This is a genomic window from Brevibacillus laterosporus DSM 25 (genome assembly GCF_002706795.1).
Lineage (GTDB): Bacteria > Bacillota > Bacilli > Brevibacillales > Brevibacillaceae > Brevibacillus_B > Brevibacillus_B laterosporus.
This window is the reverse complement of the sequence record NZ_CP017705.1, coordinates 5220864-5241495: the sequence shown is the minus strand read 5'-3', so window position 1 is coordinate 5241495 and position 20632 is coordinate 5220864. Positions and strand designations below refer to the sequence as shown.

Annotated in this window: 19 protein-coding genes and 2 pseudogenes; 13 read left to right on the top strand and 8 right to left on the bottom strand. The window is 36.8% G+C overall.

Features of this window, described 5'->3' with window-relative positions:
* Nucleotides 1–140 precede the first annotated feature (140 nt).
* The 3 genes and pseudogenes from BrL25_RS23820 to BrL25_RS23810 form a co-directional block, all read right to left on the bottom strand.
* Nucleotides 141–605, bottom strand: a pseudogene (locus tag BrL25_RS23820) (M24 family metallopeptidase); the annotation flags it as partial.
* A 446-nt stretch (nt 606–1051) separates the two neighbouring features.
* Nucleotides 1052–1822 (bottom strand): N-acetylmuramoyl-L-alanine amidase, encoded by a 771-nt coding sequence (locus BrL25_RS23815; RefSeq protein WP_035311948.1) that lies wholly within the window; start codon nt 1820–1822, stop codon nt 1052–1054.
* Between the two features lie 22 nt (nt 1823–1844).
* Nucleotides 1845–2231, bottom strand: a complete 387-nt coding sequence (locus tag BrL25_RS23810; protein ID WP_099327350.1) for a hypothetical protein — start codon at nt 2229–2231, stop codon at nt 1845–1847.
* A gap of 260 nt (nt 2232–2491) precedes the next feature.
* Between BrL25_RS23810 and BrL25_RS23805 the strand changes: the two genes are divergently transcribed.
* From BrL25_RS23805 to BrL25_RS23795, 4 genes are all read left to right on the top strand, one after another.
* Nucleotides 2492–3778, top strand: a complete 1287-nt coding sequence (locus BrL25_RS23805; protein ID WP_018670704.1) for a helix-turn-helix domain-containing protein — start codon at nt 2492–2494, stop codon at nt 3776–3778.
* A gap of 16 nt (nt 3779–3794) precedes the next feature.
* On the top strand, nt 3795–3920 hold the full coding sequence (locus BrL25_RS26290) for a hypothetical protein (protein ID WP_018670705.1): 126 nt from the start codon (nt 3795–3797) through the stop codon (nt 3918–3920).
* Between the two features lie 267 nt (nt 3921–4187).
* Complete coding sequence (locus BrL25_RS23800; protein WP_018670706.1) at nt 4188–4388, top strand: aspartyl-phosphate phosphatase Spo0E family protein; 201 nt, start codon at nt 4188–4190, stop codon at nt 4386–4388.
* Nucleotides 4389–4470: 82 nt separating this feature from the next.
* Nucleotides 4471–5358 carry a PIN domain-containing protein gene (locus tag BrL25_RS23795; RefSeq protein ID WP_018670707.1) on the top strand — a complete coding sequence of 296 codons (888 nt, stop codon included), beginning with the start codon at nt 4471–4473 and terminating at the stop codon, nt 5356–5358.
* A 718-nt stretch (nt 5359–6076) separates the two neighbouring features.
* Here BrL25_RS23795 and BrL25_RS24985 read toward each other — a convergent pair.
* The 4 genes from BrL25_RS24985 to BrL25_RS23770 all read right to left on the bottom strand — a co-directional run bounded on the left by BrL25_RS24985 (nt 6077) and on the right by BrL25_RS23770 (nt 9322).
* Nucleotides 6077–6247 (bottom strand): hypothetical protein, encoded by a 171-nt coding sequence (locus tag BrL25_RS24985; RefSeq protein ID WP_155802991.1) that lies wholly within the window; start codon nt 6245–6247, stop codon nt 6077–6079.
* Between the two features lie 191 nt (nt 6248–6438).
* Nucleotides 6439–6975: a DNRLRE domain-containing protein gene (locus BrL25_RS23785; RefSeq protein WP_018670710.1), complete on the bottom strand. Its 537-nt coding sequence runs from the start codon at nt 6973–6975 to the stop codon at nt 6439–6441.
* A 157-nt stretch (nt 6976–7132) separates the two neighbouring features.
* Nucleotides 7133–7693: a hypothetical protein gene (locus BrL25_RS23780; RefSeq protein WP_018670711.1), complete on the bottom strand. Its 561-nt coding sequence runs from the start codon at nt 7691–7693 to the stop codon at nt 7133–7135.
* Between the two features lie 639 nt (nt 7694–8332).
* Nucleotides 8333–9322, bottom strand: a complete 990-nt coding sequence (locus BrL25_RS23770) for a CgeB family protein (RefSeq protein ID WP_018670713.1) — start codon at nt 9320–9322, stop codon at nt 8333–8335.
* A gap of 290 nt (nt 9323–9612) precedes the next feature.
* On the opposite strand from BrL25_RS23770, the gene BrL25_RS26625 reads away from it, so the two are divergent.
* Entirely contained in the window at nt 9613–9813 is a 201-nt protein-coding gene (locus BrL25_RS26625; protein WP_161985537.1) for a superinfection exclusion protein, read from the top strand.
* Nucleotides 9814–11183: 1370 nt separating this feature from the next.
* Nucleotides 11184–11457: pseudogene (locus BrL25_RS23755) on the top strand (DinB family protein).
* Between the two features lie 224 nt (nt 11458–11681).
* Here the strand turns inward: BrL25_RS23755 and pabB are convergent.
* The gene (gene pabB / locus BrL25_RS23750; protein WP_236847755.1) at nt 11682–13220 is read right to left on the bottom strand and encodes an aminodeoxychorismate synthase component I; all 1539 of its coding nucleotides are present in this window, start codon (nt 13218–13220) and stop codon (nt 11682–11684) included.
* A gap of 283 nt (nt 13221–13503) precedes the next feature.
* Between pabB and BrL25_RS23745 the strand changes: the two genes are divergently transcribed.
* The 7 genes from BrL25_RS23745 (at nt 13504) to BrL25_RS23715 (ending at nt 20560) form a co-directional block, all read left to right on the top strand.
* Nucleotides 13504–14154, top strand: coding sequence for an anthranilate synthase component II (locus BrL25_RS23745; protein WP_018670716.1), 651 nt, complete (start codon nt 13504–13506; stop codon nt 14152–14154).
* A 255-nt stretch (nt 14155–14409) separates the two neighbouring features.
* Complete coding sequence (locus BrL25_RS23740; protein WP_140576310.1) at nt 14410–14856, top strand: hypothetical protein; 447 nt, start codon at nt 14410–14412, stop codon at nt 14854–14856.
* A gap of 127 nt (nt 14857–14983) precedes the next feature.
* Complete coding sequence (locus BrL25_RS23735; RefSeq protein ID WP_026315079.1) at nt 14984–15604, top strand: TetR/AcrR family transcriptional regulator; 621 nt, start codon at nt 14984–14986, stop codon at nt 15602–15604.
* Nucleotides 15605–15623: 19 nt separating this feature from the next.
* Nucleotides 15624–17186: an o-succinylbenzoate--CoA ligase gene (locus tag BrL25_RS23730; protein ID WP_018670719.1), complete on the top strand. Its 1563-nt coding sequence runs from the start codon at nt 15624–15626 to the stop codon at nt 17184–17186.
* A gap of 17 nt (nt 17187–17203) precedes the next feature.
* A complete protein-coding gene (locus tag BrL25_RS23725; protein WP_018670720.1) occupies nt 17204–17617 on the top strand; it encodes a MaoC family dehydratase in 414 nt (137 codons plus the stop codon).
* A 26-nt stretch (nt 17618–17643) separates the two neighbouring features.
* Nucleotides 17644–18657 (top strand): 3-oxoacyl-ACP synthase, encoded by a 1014-nt coding sequence (locus tag BrL25_RS23720; RefSeq protein ID WP_026315080.1) that lies wholly within the window; start codon nt 17644–17646, stop codon nt 18655–18657.
* Between the two features lies 1 nt (nt 18658).
* Nucleotides 18659–20560 (top strand): 6-bladed beta-propeller, encoded by a 1902-nt coding sequence (locus tag BrL25_RS23715; protein WP_018670722.1) that lies wholly within the window; start codon nt 18659–18661, stop codon nt 20558–20560.
* Nucleotides 20561–20632 lie beyond the last annotated feature (72 nt).

Genomic DNA, 20632 nt, shown 5'->3' with positions numbered 1-20632 from the left:
GTAGGGCGAGCAGATGAATGCTAGGCTCTATCCTTTTTTATTTGGTGCTAAAAACATTAATCCTTTCATTGTATTCGCTTTTTAGAATAAAGGATGATAAAGCTGGGCCTCTAATTTGTATTTCCCCTAACAATGAAGGGTTAGCAGCCCTTAGGGAAGGTAGTTAATACTTCGACTCCGTTTTCTGTCACTAGTACATCATCCTCAATACGAACCCCACCTATGCGTGGATTATAGATTCCTGGTTCGATAGTAAAAACCATCCCCTCCTGAAGGTCGCCCTGCGCTTTACTGTGAACTGAGGGATATTCATGAATTTCTAAGCCAATACCATGGCCTACACGATTAATAAAATATTCTCCATATCCTTTGTTTTCAATGATGTCACGGGCTGCTAGATCAACACTAGCGATAGGCGTATGGGGACGAACAGTTTCAATGGCCCGAAGATTAGCCTGTAGGACGCTCTCATACATATCTTCAAGTACATGATTTATTTTTCCAACAGCAAACGTTCTTGTCAGATCAGAGACATATCTACTCACAAAAACCCCAGCATCGATTAGTAGTAATTCCCCTACTTGAATCGGCCGTTCTGTTGGATCTGCTACGGTATTGTTATCGCCCCGACTAGTTGGATCACCAGTTTGAATCATGAAGCTTTGGATAAGGTAGTGACTCCCATATAAACAAAGAAATCCCCTTCCAGCAAATATAGCCAGAAGGGGATAACTATTTTACTTCATTTGTTTGTTCAATTCATTTTTCCATTCATGAAGAGTAGATTCAATCAATCCTTTAACTTCCTCATCGGTTACTTTAATTTTTTTCGATCCATACTAGCGAGAACCTTTTAAATGAACAAAGGCTTGCTCTACGTATTGCACAGCACGTAGTGCATGCTCTTTTTTGATTTTACCTTTGAGAAACTTAACTAAATAAAAAATAGCCCATGTTCCTACTGCTAACAGTAGAAGATGAGCTACATCTAGTATGATTTGACCTAATAAAATACTTATTTTATCATACTTCTTTTTACATTTTTGCTTTCTTATTTAACTTCTTTCAGAACATATTCAACTGCTCGATCAATAAAAGAGATTACCTCAGCACGAGTTGCTGGCTTATCTGGATGTAAATTGCCTTTCTCATCTCCAAGTACAATGCCTTTCTCATACAAACGATCTGCCGGATCAGAAACCCATTTCATCTTTTCAGGAATGTCTTTAAAATATTTTGACATGATATATACCACCTTTTCTTTTGTAATATTTTCTGTATTTTTAGAAGTGTCACCGTGTAATTCTTGTCCAACTTTCTCTTTAAACAAAGCCCACTCATCAGGATTATTTACAAACCATCGGTGACAATCCTTCCAGCCAACAACTTCCTTATGTAGCCAAAGATCATTTTCAGTTAGGTTATATCGCTTTAATAGCTGTACACAGAAATCTAAAAGAGATTGATAAGTTTTAGAAGTCATCTTCCCACCCATATCTATATGATTACATTCAGTGCCAATCGTGCAGTTGTTAGGATATGTACTTAAACGTTTCAAAGCAGAAGTAGTGTATGTAGTTGAACCTACGTGATAAGCCATTTCATTTTCAGGAACGCATCTTAAAATATCACCATTTAAATCTATAATGTAGTGAGCTGATCCATAGTTTGTTTTTCCAAATTTACGAATCTCAAAAAATCCCCATGTATTAATTGCCTTTTGCATGGGTGCAGCTACCCAGTGTATGACAATTCCTTTGATCGTTTTTACTTTTAAACGAGGTCTGGCGTAGTCGTTAGGGGTAAGTAGTTTTTCAATCATTTTCAAATATAATCGCCTCCAGTTATTTCAAAAAATTAACAGCAGATGCATTCAAACCGAGTAATACACAGAGGATTAAACCAATTAGCATAATCAATTTATTAGTGGTTTCTTGATACCATTTTTTTTCATCATTGCCTTGAGAGATTTTTGTCTCAGAAGATTTAGATTCTCGAATTAACCTAATTTCCTCACGTTGTTGTCGCATCTCTTCACGTTGCTGGTCAGCAATAGTAGTTAGTTTGGTAATGTTTTCGGTCATGGTCACAATAGCATCATTAAAAAGTTTCTCACTTTGTTTAATGCTTAAATTAATATCTCGAATATCTTCTTTTGTCTCTTCTTTGAAAGAGTTAAGTTCTCTGTGTAAATTCTCAATTTTCACTTCTAAAACTTGATTACTGGACATGGTAGCAGTTCCTTTCAACATAGAGTCGTTTGTCGAATGAGCATAAATTGACTAACCCCCTTTCCAACGAATAGGAATGGATTTACTTGGTTTTGAATTTAAAATTTGAAGATCACCTTTCTTGTTTTAAAAAATAAATAAAATTATTTAATCCAATAATTTTTATTGTTATTTACAAAAAAATACAATAAAGTTAGAATTAAGTTAAGACTAATAAAGGATGCAATGATATTATTTATAAATTATGGAAGGGGATTAACATGAGTGTGAGTCTAACTTTCACAACATTGGGGGAACTGATAAAGGGGAAAAGAGTAGGGATGGGGATTAGCTTATCAGAATTGGGAAGACTGTCAGGAGTTAGTAAAGGGGTCTTATCGAAGATTGAATCTGGAGAAACGAAACGCCCAGAGCTTCGGACATTAAAACCGATTGCAGATGTTTTAGAAATCCCCTATGAAGAGATCATCGAACGCTATGTTGAAATAGAACATCGGATCGAAGTCTTGGATGATATATTACAGTTGTGCATTGAAGTCTCAAACCCTTCTCTGATGACTAAGGTGGCAACGAAATTCCTTGAAAATTCTAAAGAAGAAACATATGTACTATTAGAGCATGTACATAGGCTGGCTAATAAAACTGTAAACAATGAAGTTAGACTGTCGTTATACAATACAATTATTAAATATGCAAGAGGACACGGTATTCCCATGTACATAGCCAAATCGTCCCTGCAAAAATACCTAATTGAAAGACAAGATTTTAAAACTATGGAGGAGTCATTTAAAATTGGCGAAGAAGTTATTCATTATGTAGATTTTTTATCTGAGGAAGAAAAGATAATTTTATATTTCAGAATGGGGCTTCAAGCATATGCTATAAAGAAATATAAAGATTGTATTGAACTATGCAAAGCAGGGATTGCATTAGAGAAAAATGATACAGAGCTAAAAGCTAGAGCATATTTAGCAATGATTAACTCACTCTATTTTTTAGGGTTTTATGATGAAGTTGAGAGGTTTCTGACTGTCTATAAAGAATTTGATTATCATTTTGTCAATGAATCAGCTACATTGACTCAAGCAATGGTAAAGGCGAAAAGAAAGGAATACGAAACAGCCATCCCGCTGTTACTTGTGTGTCTACAAAACACCAGCAAGGGTTCAAAAATTCATGCAGTTAATGAATTATTTGAACTATATTTAGAGATGGGGAAATTTGATTCCATTGCAGAATTAATTGCGCAGGAAGACAACTTCTTGAAAATTGAATCAAAAACACCTTATAAATATTATTCAATTGGATTGTATTTTCAATATAAAGCGAATTACCAAATTTTAATTAAATTATTTGAAGAAGGATTGGATAGTTACCTTAGCAGCATGTCTGCATATGGGAAAATCAATGCTTATCAAGATATTAATCAATGTATGGAAAGCATACTTGATTTTTATATATCCAAAAACAAATATCTTGATTTACAAATGCTACATAAGCTCCAAAAGGTATATAATGGAATTACGCAGGATAAGATAATTAGTTAGCATAGGAGGGATTGAGATGAAAAAGGCAATTATAACGATTTTCATGACTTTAGCAATGGTAATTTCTATAGGCTCTATTGATTCTTTCTCTCATGTTGCAGAAGCTAAGATAATACAGTATGCGTATGACCCGGGCTATTGATAATTTTGTTACTTTTGAACGCTATTAATTAGCGTTCTTTTTTTTTGTCGTAATTTGTAAAACGTTTCAATTTGATGTATTTTTTAGGGAAATATAGAACGTGATGGTAAAATAATGCCCAGGAGGAAGAAAGGAGGTGTCATCTTTAATTTATATGGCTCAACAACGAAAAGGGGCGTTCCTATGGTGTGCAAACTAATGGGAACGCCCCCACCCTGAGCAACAAAAAATGTTACTCAAGTTCATTTTACCACTCACTTACAGAATATGAAAACAGAAAATTCTCAACTCGAAAATGATTTACAAAAAATTATTGAAATCCTCCGTCAAGAATTTGTGATGTTGTATTACAAAGAAGGCTCATTTGTACACCCAACCGTACTTCAAATGAGCCAGCAACTAGATGATTACATCGTTGCAATTCAAAAGCTTAGTCTCACAAAATTGACAGAAGTAAATGACAGATGAGAATAGGTTGTAGAAAAAGTCCTTTAGAACAATACAAGAAATCTACTTCAACAAAAACACCAAAAAATCAGGAGGAATTTATATGAAAAAATTGGCAGGTTTAGCTCTGTCTACCATGTTAGCTTTGAGTACTTTCTCCATAGTTCCTGAAGCCTATGCGAAAGAGCTTAGTAAGGAAGAAACAGTTACAGTTGTTAAAGACTACATGGATAAACACGTTCCCGAGCTTATACATGATTTGGAAAAATTGAAATCAAAGAAGATAGAAAGCTCTGAAGAAATTGAAAAAGTTATTAAGGAACACTACAACAAATTTCCAGCACCCCAAGAGATGAATAGTCCTTCTATAAGCGTTGAAGATATTTTCCCAGAAAAATCAGAAGCACTAAAGCTTTATAATGCTAAGAATAAAAAAAGTTTTTCTGTAGGAAATTTTATGGAAAAGCAAAATAGCCCTGCTGGCTATGGTCAATTTATTGATTTTAATAAGAAAGATGGTGAATTAGTCGTATATGTGGGAGACGCAGGTGAGGTAATTGTTCAATCTCTTAGCACAATTGAAGAACCATCGTTAAACACTAAGGAAGTCAAAGCAAGCGCTAAAGCTAAAACAACAGAAAAAAAAGAATCTAGATATGAATTTTATAATGGCTGGGGGTTAAAATCTATAGAAGTATGGGCAAAAGGTCAATTTGAATATGACGGGAAAAAAGTAAAAGCAGTATATAATGATGGAGATTGGAAAAAATATGTTGGTGGCACGATACTAACTGTTGATGAAAGAGCTTTGGGGAAAGTAAGAAACTTCTCTGAAGAAAACAATGACTATTGCGAAGTATACACAAGACTAAGAGCAGAGGGTATCATAGGGTGGAAGTACTTTGGGATCACCCTAAATACCGAAACATTTGAGGTCTATGTAGGGTCTACAGTTAAGGGAAGTACTTACGGTGGGATAAACGAACTGTAGGTAACAAAAAAAGGCTAGGTTATATTATCTAGCCTTTTTTCTCTTATAATAAAATAAATATGCTATTAGCATAAATAAAATTACTGTCATAATAAATTGAGTGAATATAGCTCCTTTTGGAAGTAACAAACCCACAAGTACTATTACTGCAAAAAAGGCTATAATGATAATGGTTAGCTTTTGCATCAGTCGCAAATACACTTAAACCCCTCCTTTCACACTTTACAATATAATAACATATTTACCTTATTTTTAAAATAACAACCTACAGGGTATGAGTTGTTTGCTGAGCCTCATCATCCTACAAAATAAATACATAGCCAGCATCTGCATCATATTTTAGATTCCTTACTGTAATCCTCGCATGCATGTCACTAATTCTTCTTACCCTTACCGTAATTCTAGCTGGAATTTTTACATCACGGTATCCTCTAACTTTGATTTCTGCATTTAAGAATCCTGAGTTGACTTGAATACTACAAGGAAAATCCCTAACATGTCAAACAACCATTTGGCTAGAGAAAAACTTCCTTGATGAGCCACCAAGTTTATTTTTTTCTCGTTGTCGAACAGTCAATGAACATGTAAGATCACGATTTCTTTCCTTCTTCTCAATACTAAAGGTAGATGGCAAATTCTTTGCATAAGCAACTCTAATGTTTGCACGTAGTTGTTTAAAACGTTCTTTTTTCTCAATGCTCAGATTGGAGAATAACCCTTAATGCTTTGCTACACGTACAGTCAATGAAGCATCTAACTGGCTCATACGTGGTTTTTTCTCAATGGTTATTGAACCTAATATAGATGAATTTTCTAATCTTCTTACTGTAAGTTTAGCAGGAATTGTAGCTTCTTCGGATTTCTTCTCAATAGACATGAAAGCCGACATTGAATTGTTTCGTTTGCCTACTACATCCATTGAGCAGTTTAGCTCAGTGTCTACCGATTTTCTTAAAATAGATAGTTGAGAATTAAGTCTTTTGTTTTGTATTTGCTGTTTACATTAATGGAAGCAGCTAGGATGTCCTCACCGTTAGCACGTATAGATAAAGTTGCTGGTAATTTTCCTAAAGCTAAACTTCATATAAGCTTATAAAACCCTACTTCTAATATAGGGGGAGTGGACGATTCCCTTGTTTGTAGCTGAATAGTTGATTGCTCATTTTGTTCCTCTGCAAATAAAAAAACACCATGATTGGGTGTTTTTCCTTCATACCATTCTTTAACTAAAGAGAAGACATCAATTTCAATATATCCATCAGCATGAGTAATGTACTTCTCAGTTATCTTTCTACCTTGAGGTGGCTGATTACTCCATGTTACGTCATGTTCTCGCCAATCATCGAGAATTTCAAACAAAGCAAGATTAATGGGCGATTCTAAGTATCCACAGTAAAGCTTTAACTTAGCTCGTTTTAATTCTTTTCCTTTGGGTAGCTTAGATAAATCAAATTCAACCAATCCACGAAAGCGCTCTGAATTAGTCCTACCAATTAGCATACTAGGATCTGAGCCATAGCTAAGAGTAGGAATACCCTCACGAATTGTACTGTCTTTAATGGATGCTAATTCGTGAATCTCTAATGGTCGCTCAATCGTTTCAAAACGACCTGCCATTTTGTTTTTAGGAGTTATTGTAATAGAAGCTGAAAAATGATTTAAATAGGGATACTTATAGAGGCAGGAATGGTAGGCTGCCTAAACCCCCATACAGAAAACTTCCCCTTCATATGTATTGTTCAAATATAATCACACCTTCTCATTGTATTGAAAATTAACTTTCAGAGGCAGGTACAGCTTCTACATAAATATTAAATTCACCAGAGTGAGCGACATCATCTGCATTAGTTACAATCCGCACATAAAAAGATACGTTCTCATCTCTCTTTTGAATATCTGTGAAGGTTAGCACTTGTTCAGGAATAAAAGAATTTTCCGTTTTGGATAATTGAATTTGAGTTTGATGATATATAGGAGCGTGCAACTCAACTTTTAGGTTCTTAATATCCATTCCTTCTTTATTTGTTAAGTTAACTTTAACAGGGAGGGTTGTTTGTCCTGCAATGATAGAGCCAAAGCTAAGATATTGGAGTACTTCACCAGCGTCAGTTGAGTAGTATTTTCCCTTTTCATCAGAAAACATCAACCCGATATAGTCGCCAATCCAACTATACACATATGTATTAGGACTACCGTATTCATCTTCTGCATTAATTTCTATAGTGTTGGTGGAGCCAATAACGATATCTTCAGAATTAAGTGTGGTTTGGAATTTATAAGGAGTGAAATAGAGGTCAGTAAATCCTGTGGCTGGATATACTTGTTTTCCATTCAACTTAACATTAAATCTAATTTTGTCATTTTCCTCATCTCCAAAAGTAATTTCAAGTGTTCTCCCAATTAGATCGCCGATAATACAGTTTCTAAAAGAAAAATGAGTGATGGAGTTAAGCCGGTAATAGATATACGAAATAAAGAAGCGTTAGCAGTATTTAAAGAATGCGATTACTTACAAGTTCAAATTTATAATCATGGGGATCATGTCGTACATGCTTGGGGCTATCATTGGTTCTTCCTTTGCAGAACGTTGTTTTGAATCCATATAAATCACCCTCCAACTAGTGGATACCCTTTCTATCTTGTATTCTAGGTTTCTCTATTTTAAAAATCTGTCCAGTTGGGATGGAATTTAATCTAACATAGGATACTGGTGAAGCTTATCCTTAACAATTGGAATAAAAGTAGCAAGCCTTTTAAGCTTGCTAAGAAGTAATCCACTATGTGAAAACCGTACCTTCATTTTATCAATTTTGATTTGGTCATAGATTCGATTCGTTCTATGATATAGAAGGAAAGTCTCTTTTGCTTTCTCTCTTTATTCTATAAACTAATGTTCAGCCAATAATATTGTACTCCAAGGTAATAAAGGGGGCGGTCATGGATACATAATGGTTAATACTCTGGGAATGCATCTTTATCGATACATAGCTTTTCTATACTCAGCTAAAATTTTCGGCCAAATCTCAGTAAGGGTTTTCTGATAGGCAAAGTTTTTAATCGCGTAATCACGTCCAGTCTTTGCGATTCGAATCCGTTCATCTTCATGCGTTAGATAATACTTAATTTTCTCTACTGTCTCTTCGGGAGAACTGGAGACTACACAATTTACTTCAGGAATAAGGTTGATACGAACTGCTGGGGTATCAGAAGTAAGTAAAAAACCTCCTGACGATAAGATATCAAAAGTGCGATTGCTCAATTGATCGTTACAGCTTTGTAAACTAATGGAGATTTTTGCAGAATTATAAACCTTTGGTGTTTCAATATAGGGTAAAATACCATGTAGCATTTCAGGAGGTATTATTTTATTATGGTGAAGATGAACATTTTCCCATCTTTTTCCCCAGATTCTAGTATGAAAAGGCTGCTCGAAAAGAGGAATTATAAGATCAGAAATACTCTTATGTCTAACTTCACTTTGACCAAAATGCCCGTTTGCAATTAAAGCGACATCACATTGATAATTTAGATTAATTGGTACAGGTTTGTGAAAAGCGGGATTACAGCCTACATTAAAAAACGTAGCAGGTATCCCTAAATTAAGATAATTTCGTATGCAAGTAGTACTTCTTGTTAAAACATAATTAGGTTCAATCGTTTTAACATATAAAAGTGACCATTTTTGATGGTGTAGCCAATCTTCTTCAGCAAAATAAACATGAAAAATATTATGTTTTTGGAGAATTTCTTTAACTAAAGGTAACCTTCCTTCATTGTGGAATGGCACATGCCAGATATCCCATCCCATACTAAATGCCATATCTGGATGAAATGTATTGATTGCTTGTTCCAGTGTGTCTTCATTAAAATTTTCTAAATAAATAATTTCGTGACCTAGCTTTTCAAGCGCATTTCCAATTGAATAGCGAAAAATATCAAATGATAGTATAGCTAAAATTTTCATGATGTAACTCCTCAGCATAAAATTATATGGAGCAATAAGTCCATTTATACGAAAAAAAACTCCTATACAGGACTGGTAAGTTGGATTTTGAATTTGTTACAGGATATGTTTTTTGAAGAAAAATGATTGGGTGATTTAGCTGGAATAGAAAGAATGGTTTGAAAATGGGGATAAAGGTTCTTCATAAAAAAGTTTTTGCTATAGTAGTTTTCTTTCTTAATGGAGTAAACATTTTCATATTCATATCATTGTAATCAAAAAGAGAATTTTTAAAATGATTTGAATTACATATTGGCGAACAAGCAGGACTGATATACAACACACTTGCCGATTATGATCTATTTCAGTATGACAATAACATCAAACCGGATTATGCAAATGCTACTGTTGTAGAGTTTTGGGATGAAGAAGAACAAGATTGGCTAGAATGGTCTGATGAAGAAACTGGAATTGATGATATTAACGAATATTTTAAGCAGAACGAGTCCTAAAACAACGATAACCTGCATATCTCCCATATAGGAAATAAGTGCAGGTTACATTAATAGTCTATACGTTATATAACAGAAATATACTACAAGTGATGATTTTACAAATGAAATATCACTTATGAAGTAAAATAAACAATGATAGAGGTAGTGATATTTATGTTAGGTGTTAAATCATGTTCTATAGTGCTTGGTCTAATAACAGCAGCAGTATTTAATCCACTAAATGTTTCAACTCAGAATCAGTATTCAACGTTCGTCTATTAGATAGTCAATGTTATTCCATCGAATATATGTATTAATCAAATAGTGCAATCTTAAAAGAATTCAAAGGTGCTTAGTTCTTTTTTGTTTAAGTCATAATCAATTATAATTATATTTATTAGACCTCTACTCGGAAAAGAACAATAAGACATTCGGGTCTTACATGTTTGAAATATGATGTAAGACCCGAATATTTAAGGAGAAGACTGGGGAGCATGAAATATTTACTAACTTTTATATATGTCATAGTGGGGAAAATTTTTTTGTTTACATATTTCGATCCCAAATTTTTTGGTTATACAATTCAGTACTATTTCAGCACCAGTGTTTTCTATCTAATTCTTTTAGGTTTTATTGCCATTTCCATAAGGAGCATTTTGAACAGAAAGGTAGACAATGATCGTATTAATATTTTATTGTCTTTAGTTATATTTGTTGGGTTCTATTTTTTGACTTTATATATAGGTAAATATATTGTTGAAAATCATATGGCTCATTTACTTTGAACAATATTATTAGTCATTTGTAAACTAATTGCACATTTTACGTTAAACTGTGAATGAGATGACTATCTAAGGAATTATTCAAGAACTAAAATTGACATTGCTATTATTGCTTTACGTCCTACAAAAAGTGATTTAGAAGATTTAGAATCAATACTTAACAGGGTTTTATCCAGAACCAAACATGGTTTATCACATATATAAAAACCGAGAAAATGATTATGTTAATGTCAAATTGTGGTTGTCTGCTGATATGGGAACACTAAGAATAACAGATCTCTTCCTCAAGTATTAGGTGTGTTATGCAAACTTCCTCATGAGACTTGGATTGAGGAGGGTATTTCGTTAGATACCGTACATAAATGTAATATTGGATATTTTATAAGGGAAGATCGAATATCAATACCTCATTATGATATAGATGGAAATTAATTGGAATCCGTGGCAGGGCAATGTTAGACATCTTCGCAAAATAATCAAGCTTGTTTCAAAATAATGCATTTCTTATTTGATTCATATAATATTTCACTCTACAACAAAAGAACATTTGTTCGATTCGGGATAATGATAGATGAGTTTGTTCCATATTAGGGCGGAGTGATGTTCATGTTTTCATTTTTTCAGTATAATTGGCAGGTTAGAGATGAATGGTTAGAGTGGTGTAAGAAGCTTACTACAGAAGAGCTGTTGATGAACCAGGTTGGGGGAGTTGACAATATTCTGTATACCCTTTTGCATATTATTGATGTCGAATATAGTTGGATTTGTGCCATCCAAGGAACACGAGATTCATCATATTGGTCAACTATCTGTCTGGGCGAGGGAATTACATAGAAAACCAGTTTCTGCAAGTTTTCTTGGTCGGGAATACCTAGATTAGGAGTTTAACCAAGTATTATTCTAGTTTATTGACCATATGCATCGTGGGGGAAAGGGGACGAATGGACCTTTTTGATGTGAGCTAATGCTTGTTTACAATAGATCTCATCATCAAAAAGGTGTGAAGACAGATAGCTGAAAAAATAAATGGCAAAAAAGTAAATGCGTCAGAGTTTTCGCTTATCATCCATGTACTAAGCATTGGTTCTTTGGCTATATACGAACTCAAGCATTCGTATCATGTAACGTCCATAGTTGTTCGTCAAATTTTCCATAACGAGAAATGGTTAGCGCTTTGATTAAAGCATGTCCTTTTAACAAAATTTCCTCAAATTCCTGTTCTGGATCGGATAGACTTACAATGGCACCTCCTACACCTACTGTTGTAGATTGTGGGGACATCACAATCGTTCGTATGACAACGTTGAGGTCAATCGTTCCGTTTAATCCAAGAAATCCAATGGCTCCAGAATAGATGCCACGAGCATCCGTTTCTAATTCATCGATGAATTTCATCGTTCGTAATTTAGGAGCTCCAGTCATTGAACCTCCTGGAAAAGCAGCACGTATGCAATCGATAGCTGATAATTCAGGTCTAAGTGTCCCCTGAATGGTAGATACCATCTGGTGTACGGTTTGATAGGATTCAATAGCCATTAATTTGGGTGCACAAACACTTCCAGTTTCACATACTAGCCCTAAATCATTACGCAGAAGGTCGACAATCATGAGATTTTCGGCTCTGTCCTTTTCACTGCTACGTAATTGTTCTTTAAGGCGCATATCCTCCTCAGGATCAGAACTACGTCCTATTGTGCCCTTTATAGGCTTGGTTTCAACCAATCGATTTTGATCGATTTTTAGAAATCGCTCTGGAGATGAGCATAAGACACTTAGGTCATTAAATTTGAAAAAGGCGGAGTAAGGAGCTGGATTAATCTCGCGTAGAATTCGATAGGTCAATACTGGATCAAAACTCTCTTGAGTTCGAATTCTATTTGTTAAGCAAATTTCATAAGTTTCTCCGTCTAAAATATATTGCTTGCATGCTTGTATGTGATCTACATATTGTGAGTATGATTGACTCAACTGAAACGAAAGTGGTTGGTTGCCATCTGTATTTGGGATCTCTAAAGCTGGTTGCAGTGGAAGGTTTTTTAGCTTTTGCTCCATATTTTCAAACCACTGATCAGCTGAAGCGGGTTCATTAGATGGTACAATACTAACCAAATAGATACATTTCTCCTGATGATCAAAAGCAATCATGCGATCGGAATAAATAAACATTGCGTCAGGGGTTGTCGCTGTGTGGCGTATCTTAGCGTCACATTCTGCTTTTAATTCATAGCCAAAGTAACCGACGAATCCCCCATTAAAATCAAAAGGCAATTCAGCAGATTCTTGTTGCATAGTGTATAGTTGACGGTCTAAATAATCAAAAATACTCTCAGTGATTTCAGCTTGTCCTGTGGAATGCTTAATTTTGATCTGTTTTGTCGCTGTTTCATAGGAAATCACTTGGCTTAGTGGACCATCGTTTGTTCCCATAAATGAAAAACGTGACAAATTTGATTCTACACGACTGCTATCCAGCCAGTATGTATATGCTTCTGTTGAGAATAAATGAAGAAATACTCTTTCCGGTTCTACATACATCGTTATTTTTCGGCTGATAACCTTGACAGTTGGCAATGTATCTGTCTTTTTGCGAGATATCCCCTGAGGGACAATTGAATGAAGTGGAATGTTAGACAAAATACACATCTCCTTATATGTGTTAATCGCGTAATTATTGTTTCTCTGAAATTGCCTCCCTTAGATAGTTACATAAAAATGATACCTATTGCAAAATTAATTTTTGAGAAGTCTAAAAGACCTGTGAAAGCATGAGGGGAAATCTGGATGGAATTACTTATCTTAAGATGATTTATTGATCGTCGATTTTCGCTTATTATTGATACAGCATGTTACTTGAAAACAATTATCTAAATAACAATTCCCAGTGTGATGTGAGCATGGCCTTCTGCAGTGGAAAGGAGTAAAGACTTTGAAGACTTTATTAATTGACAACTATGATTCCTATACGTTCAATCTTTATCAACTTTTCGCGTCTACAAGTGGAGTGTTACCAACAGTCGTTCGAAACGATCAATTTACATGGTCGGAATTACAGAACCTGTCGTTTGATAACATTGTCATTTCACCTGGACCAGGAACTCCTACAAATGAAAAGGATTTTGGGGTTTGCCGAGAGGTCTTGCGTGAAGCTGAAGTCCCAATTTTTGGGGTTTGTTTGGGACATCAGGGGATTGGCCATATATTTGGTGCCAAAGTAACTCATGCACCAGAGGCGATGCATGGGAGATTGAGCAAAATTTGGCATAATGAGTCGCCGATATTTAGTGGAATCCCACAAGGTTTTCAAGTGGTTCGGTATCACTCACTTATGGTTGAGGATAGGCTTCCTGATTGTCTTGAGAAAACAGCGTGGACAAGTGATGGCATCATTATGGGATTGCGTCATAAAGAACGGCCTATTTGGGGAGTACAGTTTCATCCAGAGTCGATTTGTACTGAATTTGGTCAACAATTAGTTAAAAACTTTACAGAGCTGACCAGAAACTATCAGTTTTCAGAAAAAATGCAAATAGAGAGCTCTGAAAATCAACATTTACATTTGAAATGTCTAGTCATTTAATGAGAACATAAGAGGCTTGAATAAAGTAGATCCCCTTCCAGATAGCGTGAGTTTAGGAGCGCATTGGAGGGGATTTTTTGTTTTTCGGGTAACTATCCATTGAAGCGGTTTTCCTGACTTGTTAGAGTAGCTAGCCAAACTAATATCATGCTCATTTATGATAAGGGTGATTTTATAGAGGCTCAAAAACTACTTGAATTCACCCCTAAATTGCCAATGAAATTATCAAACGAGTGGATAGCAGAAGAGGCATACGTGACGAAAAAAATAAATTTCAGCTTTCCAGAGAATGAGGCAGAACGAGAATATAGAGTGCTCAGTATGAGATTTGCTAGTACGGATAAGCAGAAAACAGATGGGATTTCAGGGTTTTCCTTCAACCAAATCAGGGATAGAAAAATGTTTATGGATATGAAAAAGAACGGACATGTTCCTTTCGAGCGAATAGATGGAAAGAGATTTGTTGTCAAAGTAACACCAGTAACCATAGAAGGTAGGGAAGTACTAAAAACAGAACCATATAAAATTGATGAGGAAATGAGCTCTCCAAGAGAATCAGATATCACCTCTTATTTTTGGCTCGAAAATGACATATGCTACAAAGTCTCCTTTACAGAAAATGGAGATAGTGAACAGAAGGTGATAGCTTCTCTAATCAAAGAAAAGTTGGTTGATGTAGATAAGGTAGAGTCAGTGAGATAATTGTCGGAACAAAGGGATGGAATCAGTCAGAATAATCTGGACTCTATCCCTTTTCTTTACATAAAAATATTGAAAAAATCAGAAAATTAACTATAATAAAAACTGAGAGGTGATTCAGGTGTCAGAAATGGAGCGACAACTAGGGCAAACAGCCACGATACACATGACAAAAAAAGGGCTAGAGACTAGACAAAAATTGTTGACAGCGGCCGAGCAGGTATTTGGTGCAGGTGGATACTATGAAGCGTCCATCGTTATGATTACACAAGAGGCCCAAGTAGCTCAAGGCACTTTTTATAATTACTTTCCTTCCAAAAAAGCAATTTATGAAGAGCTAATCAGACAACTAAGCCGTGATTTGCGTTCCAAAATCAAGATTGAGGTGACTACAGCCCATTCTCATGAAGAAGCTTTGCGTCTTGGATTCCAAGCATTTTTTCGTTGGGTAAAAGAACACCGGAACCTATATGGGATTGTACAACAAGCAGTGTTAGTAGATGAGGAGTTGTATCGCTGGTACTACGATAAGCTAGCGAGTGGATTTATCAAAAGCTTGACTGCTGCCATGGAAGAGAAGGCTTTTCGCTCACTAGATAAGGAGACGTTAGCTTATTGTCTGATGTCAATTGGACAGTTTTTAGGCATGAGATGGGTTTATTGGGAAAATCAGGAGGTACCAGTGGAAGTATTTGAAACAGCGATGAGCTTTATTCTGCAAGGTATGGGGAAAAAAGATGAGAATACGTAAATAGTAAAGGAGGATGTCTATGCATGGGATTGCTTACTGGATTGACCAGCGAGCACAGAATACTCCTAATCGAATAGCCATCATTACAGAAGAGCAACAGCTTACCTTTAAGGAGATGGCGCAAAAGGTGAATCAGTTCGCTCGATTTCTGCAACAGGAATGTCAGGTTGCCGCTGGAGATCGGGTTGGAATTTTATCACAAAATAGCACGTCCTATGTTTTATTGTTGTTTGCCATTGCTAAGCTAGGCGGTATTGCGGTTCCGCTCAATATACGATTGACCGCGAGTGAGCTTTCTTATCAGATAGAGGACAGTGGGACCACTGTGTTGTTTACGCAACATGAATTTCAACCTGTAGTCAAGCAACTGGGAATGGACGGTCATTTGAAACAAATTATTTGGATGGATCAAAAAGAACAGTTTCTATCTGAAGAAACGTTAGAATTAGCAACCACTGTTATTGAATCTAATTTTGAAAACGCTATCAAAGAGGTAGCAACTGAACCTTTCGTTCATGAAAAGATAGATGCTAATGCTTCTTATCTAATCTGCTACACCTCTGGTACTACAGGCCGTCCAAAAGGAGCAGTATTAACCCAAGAAAATATGTTCTGGAATGCGATTCATAATCTGACCTCCCTAGATATTACATCAAGTGATCGCTCTATTATCTTGCTTCCCTTATTTCATATAGGAGGAATTGGGCTGTTTGCTTTTCCAACGTTGTTTGCGGGAGGTAGCATTGTTATTTTGGGTAGATTTCATCCAGACAAAACCTTAGAGATGATTCAACAGTATCAAGTGACAATCGTTATGGGAGTCCCGGCTATCCATGATGCGCTTAGAAGAAGTACATTGTTTTCCACTACAGACCTGAGCTGTGTCCGTTGGTTTTATAACGGAGGTGCTCCGTGCCCACATGAGCTGATTTTGTATTATCAAGACCGTGGTCTTCCTTTTGGACAGGGCTTTGGTCTAACGGAGACATCACCCACTGTTTGTATGCTTTCAGCTGAGGATGCATCGCATAAGGTTGGTTCCATTGGTAAACCTGTCCTATTTTGTGAAGTTCGGTTGGTGGATGAATATGATCAGGAGGTGGCTAACGGAGAAGTAGGAGAGCTGGTAATTAAAGGTCCCCATGTGATGAAAGAGTACTGGAATTTACCAAATGAGACAGCAAAGGCAATACGAAATGGTTGGTTTTATACAGGTGATTTAGCGAGAAAGGATGAAGATGGTTTCTTCTACATTGCTGGCCGTCGTAAGGAAATGATTATTTCTGGTGGCGAGAATATTTATCCTTTAGAGGTAGAGCAAGCGATTGGCTCATTGCCGGAGGTAGTTGAAGTGGCTGTGGTTGGAGTAGCGGATGAGAAATGGGGGGAGGTAGCGAAGGCTTTTGTAGTTGTAAAAGAAGGTGCTACGCTTACCGAGGAAATGCTCCAACAAGCGTGCCTACAGATAATAGCTAAATATAAAATGCCTAAATATTTCGTTTTTTTATCGGAATTGCCTCGGAATGCGACAGGAAAAATCAATAAAACAGCTCTACAAAAGATAGAAACGATTCATGGATGAGGAAGGTGGATGAAACAATGAGTTATAAGATCGGACAGAGTGCCTCTTTTAGCCGAACCATTAGCGAAACAGATTTTGTGATGTTTGCCGGATTAAGTGGGGATTATAATCCCATCCATGTTGATAAGGAATATGCAAGTGATACTCGGTTTGGACAGAGAATTTCCCATGGATTACTCACAGCTAGCTTATTATCCCGTTTACTAGGCATGCATTTGCCTGGTGTAGGTTCTGTCTATAAAGATCAGACCTTACAGTTTAAGGCCCCTGTTTTTATTGGAGATACCATCACAGCAACTGCTACTGTGCAAGAGTTCAATGAAGAACGAAGAAGTTTGACTTTAGTAACAGAATGCACGAATCAGCACGGCCAAGTAGTCCTTACTGGAATAGCTACCATGGTTGTGCCAAGAGAAGGGGAGAAGGTATGAATAGACAGCAAAGTGAGATGACGGACATTTCAATCGGAATTGAGGCGACTGGTGTTTACTTCCCTCCTCACGTAGAAACAGCAGACCTCCTAGCCGAAAAAACGGGTATTCTGGCATCGGTTATTATTGAAAAGTTTGGACTTTATGAAAAGCATGTGGCAGATGACACGCTTCATGTAACTGATCTGGCGGTAGAAGCTGCAAAATCGTTTGTGGGAAAGAAAATTCGTCCAGAAGAGCTTGATGTCATTATCTATTTTGGTAGTCCGCACAAGGATTATTACGTGTGGTCGTGTGCAGCTAAAATTCAGCATGAGCTAGGTGCTACAAACGCGTATGCCTTTGAAATTATGAATGTAAGCTCCTGCTTTCCTATCGCATTAAAAGTGGCAAAGGATATGTTAACGGCTGATAACAGTATTCACAATATTCTGTTGGTTGCTGGATGCAAAGAATCAACCATCATAGATTACGACAATCCACGATCTCGGTTCATGTTTAACTTCGCTGATGGTGGAACTGCTGCATTAGTTACACGTGGAGCTACTAAAAGTCGAATTTTGCAATCTGCTATTATCACAGACGGATCATTCCACGATGATGTCAAAGTACCCGGAGGTGGTAGTAAAAACCCTACCAGCCACGATACGGTAGAGGAGCGACTCCATTATATTGACGTCACCAACCCTTCCAGTATGAAGGAGCGTCTTGATCCCATCTCCGTTCCTACTTTTATCAAGGTAATAGAGATAGCGCTTCAAAAGAGTGGGAAAACCACGAAGGACATTAAACTGCTCTTGCCGTTGCATACCAAGCGTTCTATGTTTCGAGAATTATTACAACGTCTAGGCTTATCTGAGGAGCAGGCGATTTATTTGGATCATCATGGACATATGTCAGCATTAGACCCATGTATTGGTTTTCACTTTGCACAGGAGCAGCGTCAGTTACATAAAGGAGATATTGTAGTAGCAGTGAGTGCTGGGACAGGTTATACCTGGGCAGCTACCATTCTTGAATGGTTGGGAGAGGATTCATAATATGAAAAGCCTGGAAAATCGTACATTTTTCCATAAGCAACCAAGAAATCAAAAGCTGTTCACGACCAAACTACTCGCAATAATCTGTTCAGTAGCTCTATTTTTGCTAGTAGGCTCACCTGTTGCTGCTTCGAGCTTTACATATTCTGAAGCTTGGGGAAATAACGCAGATGATTCTTCGATGTTTCGAACCCCAGTCGCTATGGCGAAGGATCATTCTGGCAATTTATATATGGCTGATATGGGAAATCATCGGATTGTGAAAATGAATAAGTCTGGTAAGATTTTAGAAACCTTTGGGAGTCTTGGAGACAAATCAGGGGAGTTCAACATGCCATTTGGAGTCGCTATTGATAAGTTGGGTAATATTCTAGTAGCAGACACAGGTAATTACCGGATACAAAAATTTGATAGTCAATTCCACTTTTTGAAAAGCTGGGGGACTCGTGGAAAAGGGGAAGGAGAGTTTGGATTTCCACGCGAGCTAGCGGTTGACAGCAAAAATAATTATTATGTTACTGATGAATACAATCATCGTGTGCAAAAGTTTGATCAAGATGGTACGTATTTACTAACGATTGGAACCTATGGAAAAGGGCAAGGAGAGCTTGCCCTCCCACAAGGAATTGCAATTAGCCCGACTGATGAGGTATACATTGCTGACACGTTCAACAACCGAATACAGGTGTTTACAGATAAAGGGAAGTTCGAAAGACAGGTTGGAAAAGGTGAATCTGGTATCGGTCCCTATCAGTTTAATTTTCCTAGAGGCATTAATTTTGAGCCCTCCTCGGGTGCATTTTTCGTAGCAGATACTTTTAACAATCGTATAATGAAATTTGATCAGCAGGATCGTTTTCTGTATACCGCGGGGCTATTTCCGATTTTAGTCTATCCCAATCAGGTCCTACCAGATGGGAATGGATCATTTTATGTAACAGACACAGGTAATAACCGAATTGTTGTCTATAAAGATGCTACGCTGATTGCTGTGCTAGATCGTTTTATCGGAGAGGCACGTGGTGACAAAAAGCAATATGCTGGTCCATTTGATGTAGAGATTGACAAGGGTGGCAATATCTTTGTTGCCGATTCATTTAATCATAGGATTTTAAAGTATAACGCTAGTGGGACTTTGGTGGGGAAATGGGGAAGCAATCTGGGAAATGGTGGCCCTAATGCTTATGGCAGTTTGCCTGGCCAATTTATTGTTCCACGTCAGATCGCCATAGATGCTTACGGATTTGTATACGTTGCTGACTCTGTGAATCATCGCATTCAGAAATTTACCAACTCAGGTATTTTTGTAGCTACCTATGGGTCGATGGGGTATCTCAGTGGCTTTTTTCAATTTCCAGCAGGTGTAGCAGTTGATAGTAAAGGAAATATCTTTGTAGCTGATACAGTAAATCATCGAATTCAAAAATTTAATCCATTTTTTGTTTATATGACAGAATGGGGTGAAAAAGGGACAAAAGACGGCCAGTTTAACCAGCCAATGCAACTTACCATCGACTCAAAAGATAATGTATATGTGGTAGATCGTAATAATCATCGTATTCAGAAATTTGATAATAGCGGACGTTTTCTCACCAAATGGGGTACAAACGGTGGAGCAGGTTCAACAGATCCGTTGGAGAATTGGAAGGAAGGAAAGGGGGATTTATTCCTGCCAATCGGTATTGCCATTGATAAGCAGGATCGTGTTTATGTAACGGATACCTCGAACAATCGAATGGAGCTATACGATCAAGAGGGAAGATTTCTTGAGGAGTGGGGCCAGTTTAGTGGAGTAGACGGAGATTTTTTCTCTCCCCAGGGATTAGGTATTGATTCGTCAGGGGCCCTTTGGATTGCAGATGGACTGTTACAACGTATTCAAAAATTCGTCCCATCCAAGTAAGGAAAGAGTTGACCTTTAGTATGAATATTGATTTATCGGTGGAATATATTTCAAATAGCTGATAGAGAGGAG

Bases quoted from the DNA above. Each gene is read 5' to 3' on its own strand.
- BrL25_RS23795 (WP_018670707.1), top strand. From the start codon at position 4,471: ATGAAAAAATTGGCAGGTTTAGCTCTGTCTACCATGTTAGCTTTGAGT.
- pabB (WP_236847755.1), bottom strand. From the start codon at position 13,220: ATGTGTATTTTGTCTAACATTCCACTTCATTCAATTGTCCCTCAGGGG.
- BrL25_RS23815 (WP_035311948.1), bottom strand. From the start codon at position 1,822: ATGATTGAAAAACTACTTACCCCTAACGACTACGCCAGACCTCGTTTA.
- BrL25_RS23770 (WP_018670713.1), bottom strand. From the start codon at position 9,322: ATGAAAATTTTAGCTATACTATCATTTGATATTTTTCGCTATTCAATT.
- BrL25_RS23785 (WP_018670710.1), bottom strand. From the start codon at position 6,975: ATGGCAGGTCGTTTTGAAACGATTGAGCGACCATTAGAGATTCACGAA.
- BrL25_RS24985 (WP_155802991.1), bottom strand. From the start codon at position 6,247: ATGTCGGCTTTCATGTCTATTGAGAAGAAATCCGAAGAAGCTACAATT.
- BrL25_RS23715 (WP_018670722.1), top strand. From the start codon at position 18,659: ATGAAAAGCCTGGAAAATCGTACATTTTTCCATAAGCAACCAAGAAAT.
- BrL25_RS23805 (WP_018670704.1), top strand. From the start codon at position 2,492: ATGAGTGTGAGTCTAACTTTCACAACATTGGGGGAACTGATAAAGGGG.
- BrL25_RS23800 (WP_018670706.1), top strand. From the start codon at position 4,188: ATGAAAACAGAAAATTCTCAACTCGAAAATGATTTACAAAAAATTATT.
- BrL25_RS23730 (WP_018670719.1), top strand. From the start codon at position 15,624: ATGCATGGGATTGCTTACTGGATTGACCAGCGAGCACAGAATACTCCT.
- BrL25_RS26290 (WP_018670705.1), top strand. From the start codon at position 3,795: ATGAAAAAGGCAATTATAACGATTTTCATGACTTTAGCAATGGTAATT.
- BrL25_RS23725 (WP_018670720.1), top strand. From the start codon at position 17,204: ATGAGTTATAAGATCGGACAGAGTGCCTCTTTTAGCCGAACCATTAGC.
- BrL25_RS23735 (WP_026315079.1), top strand. From the start codon at position 14,984: ATGGAGCGACAACTAGGGCAAACAGCCACGATACACATGACAAAAAAA.
- BrL25_RS23810 (WP_099327350.1), bottom strand. From the start codon at position 2,231: ATGTCCAGTAATCAAGTTTTAGAAGTGAAAATTGAGAATTTACACAGA.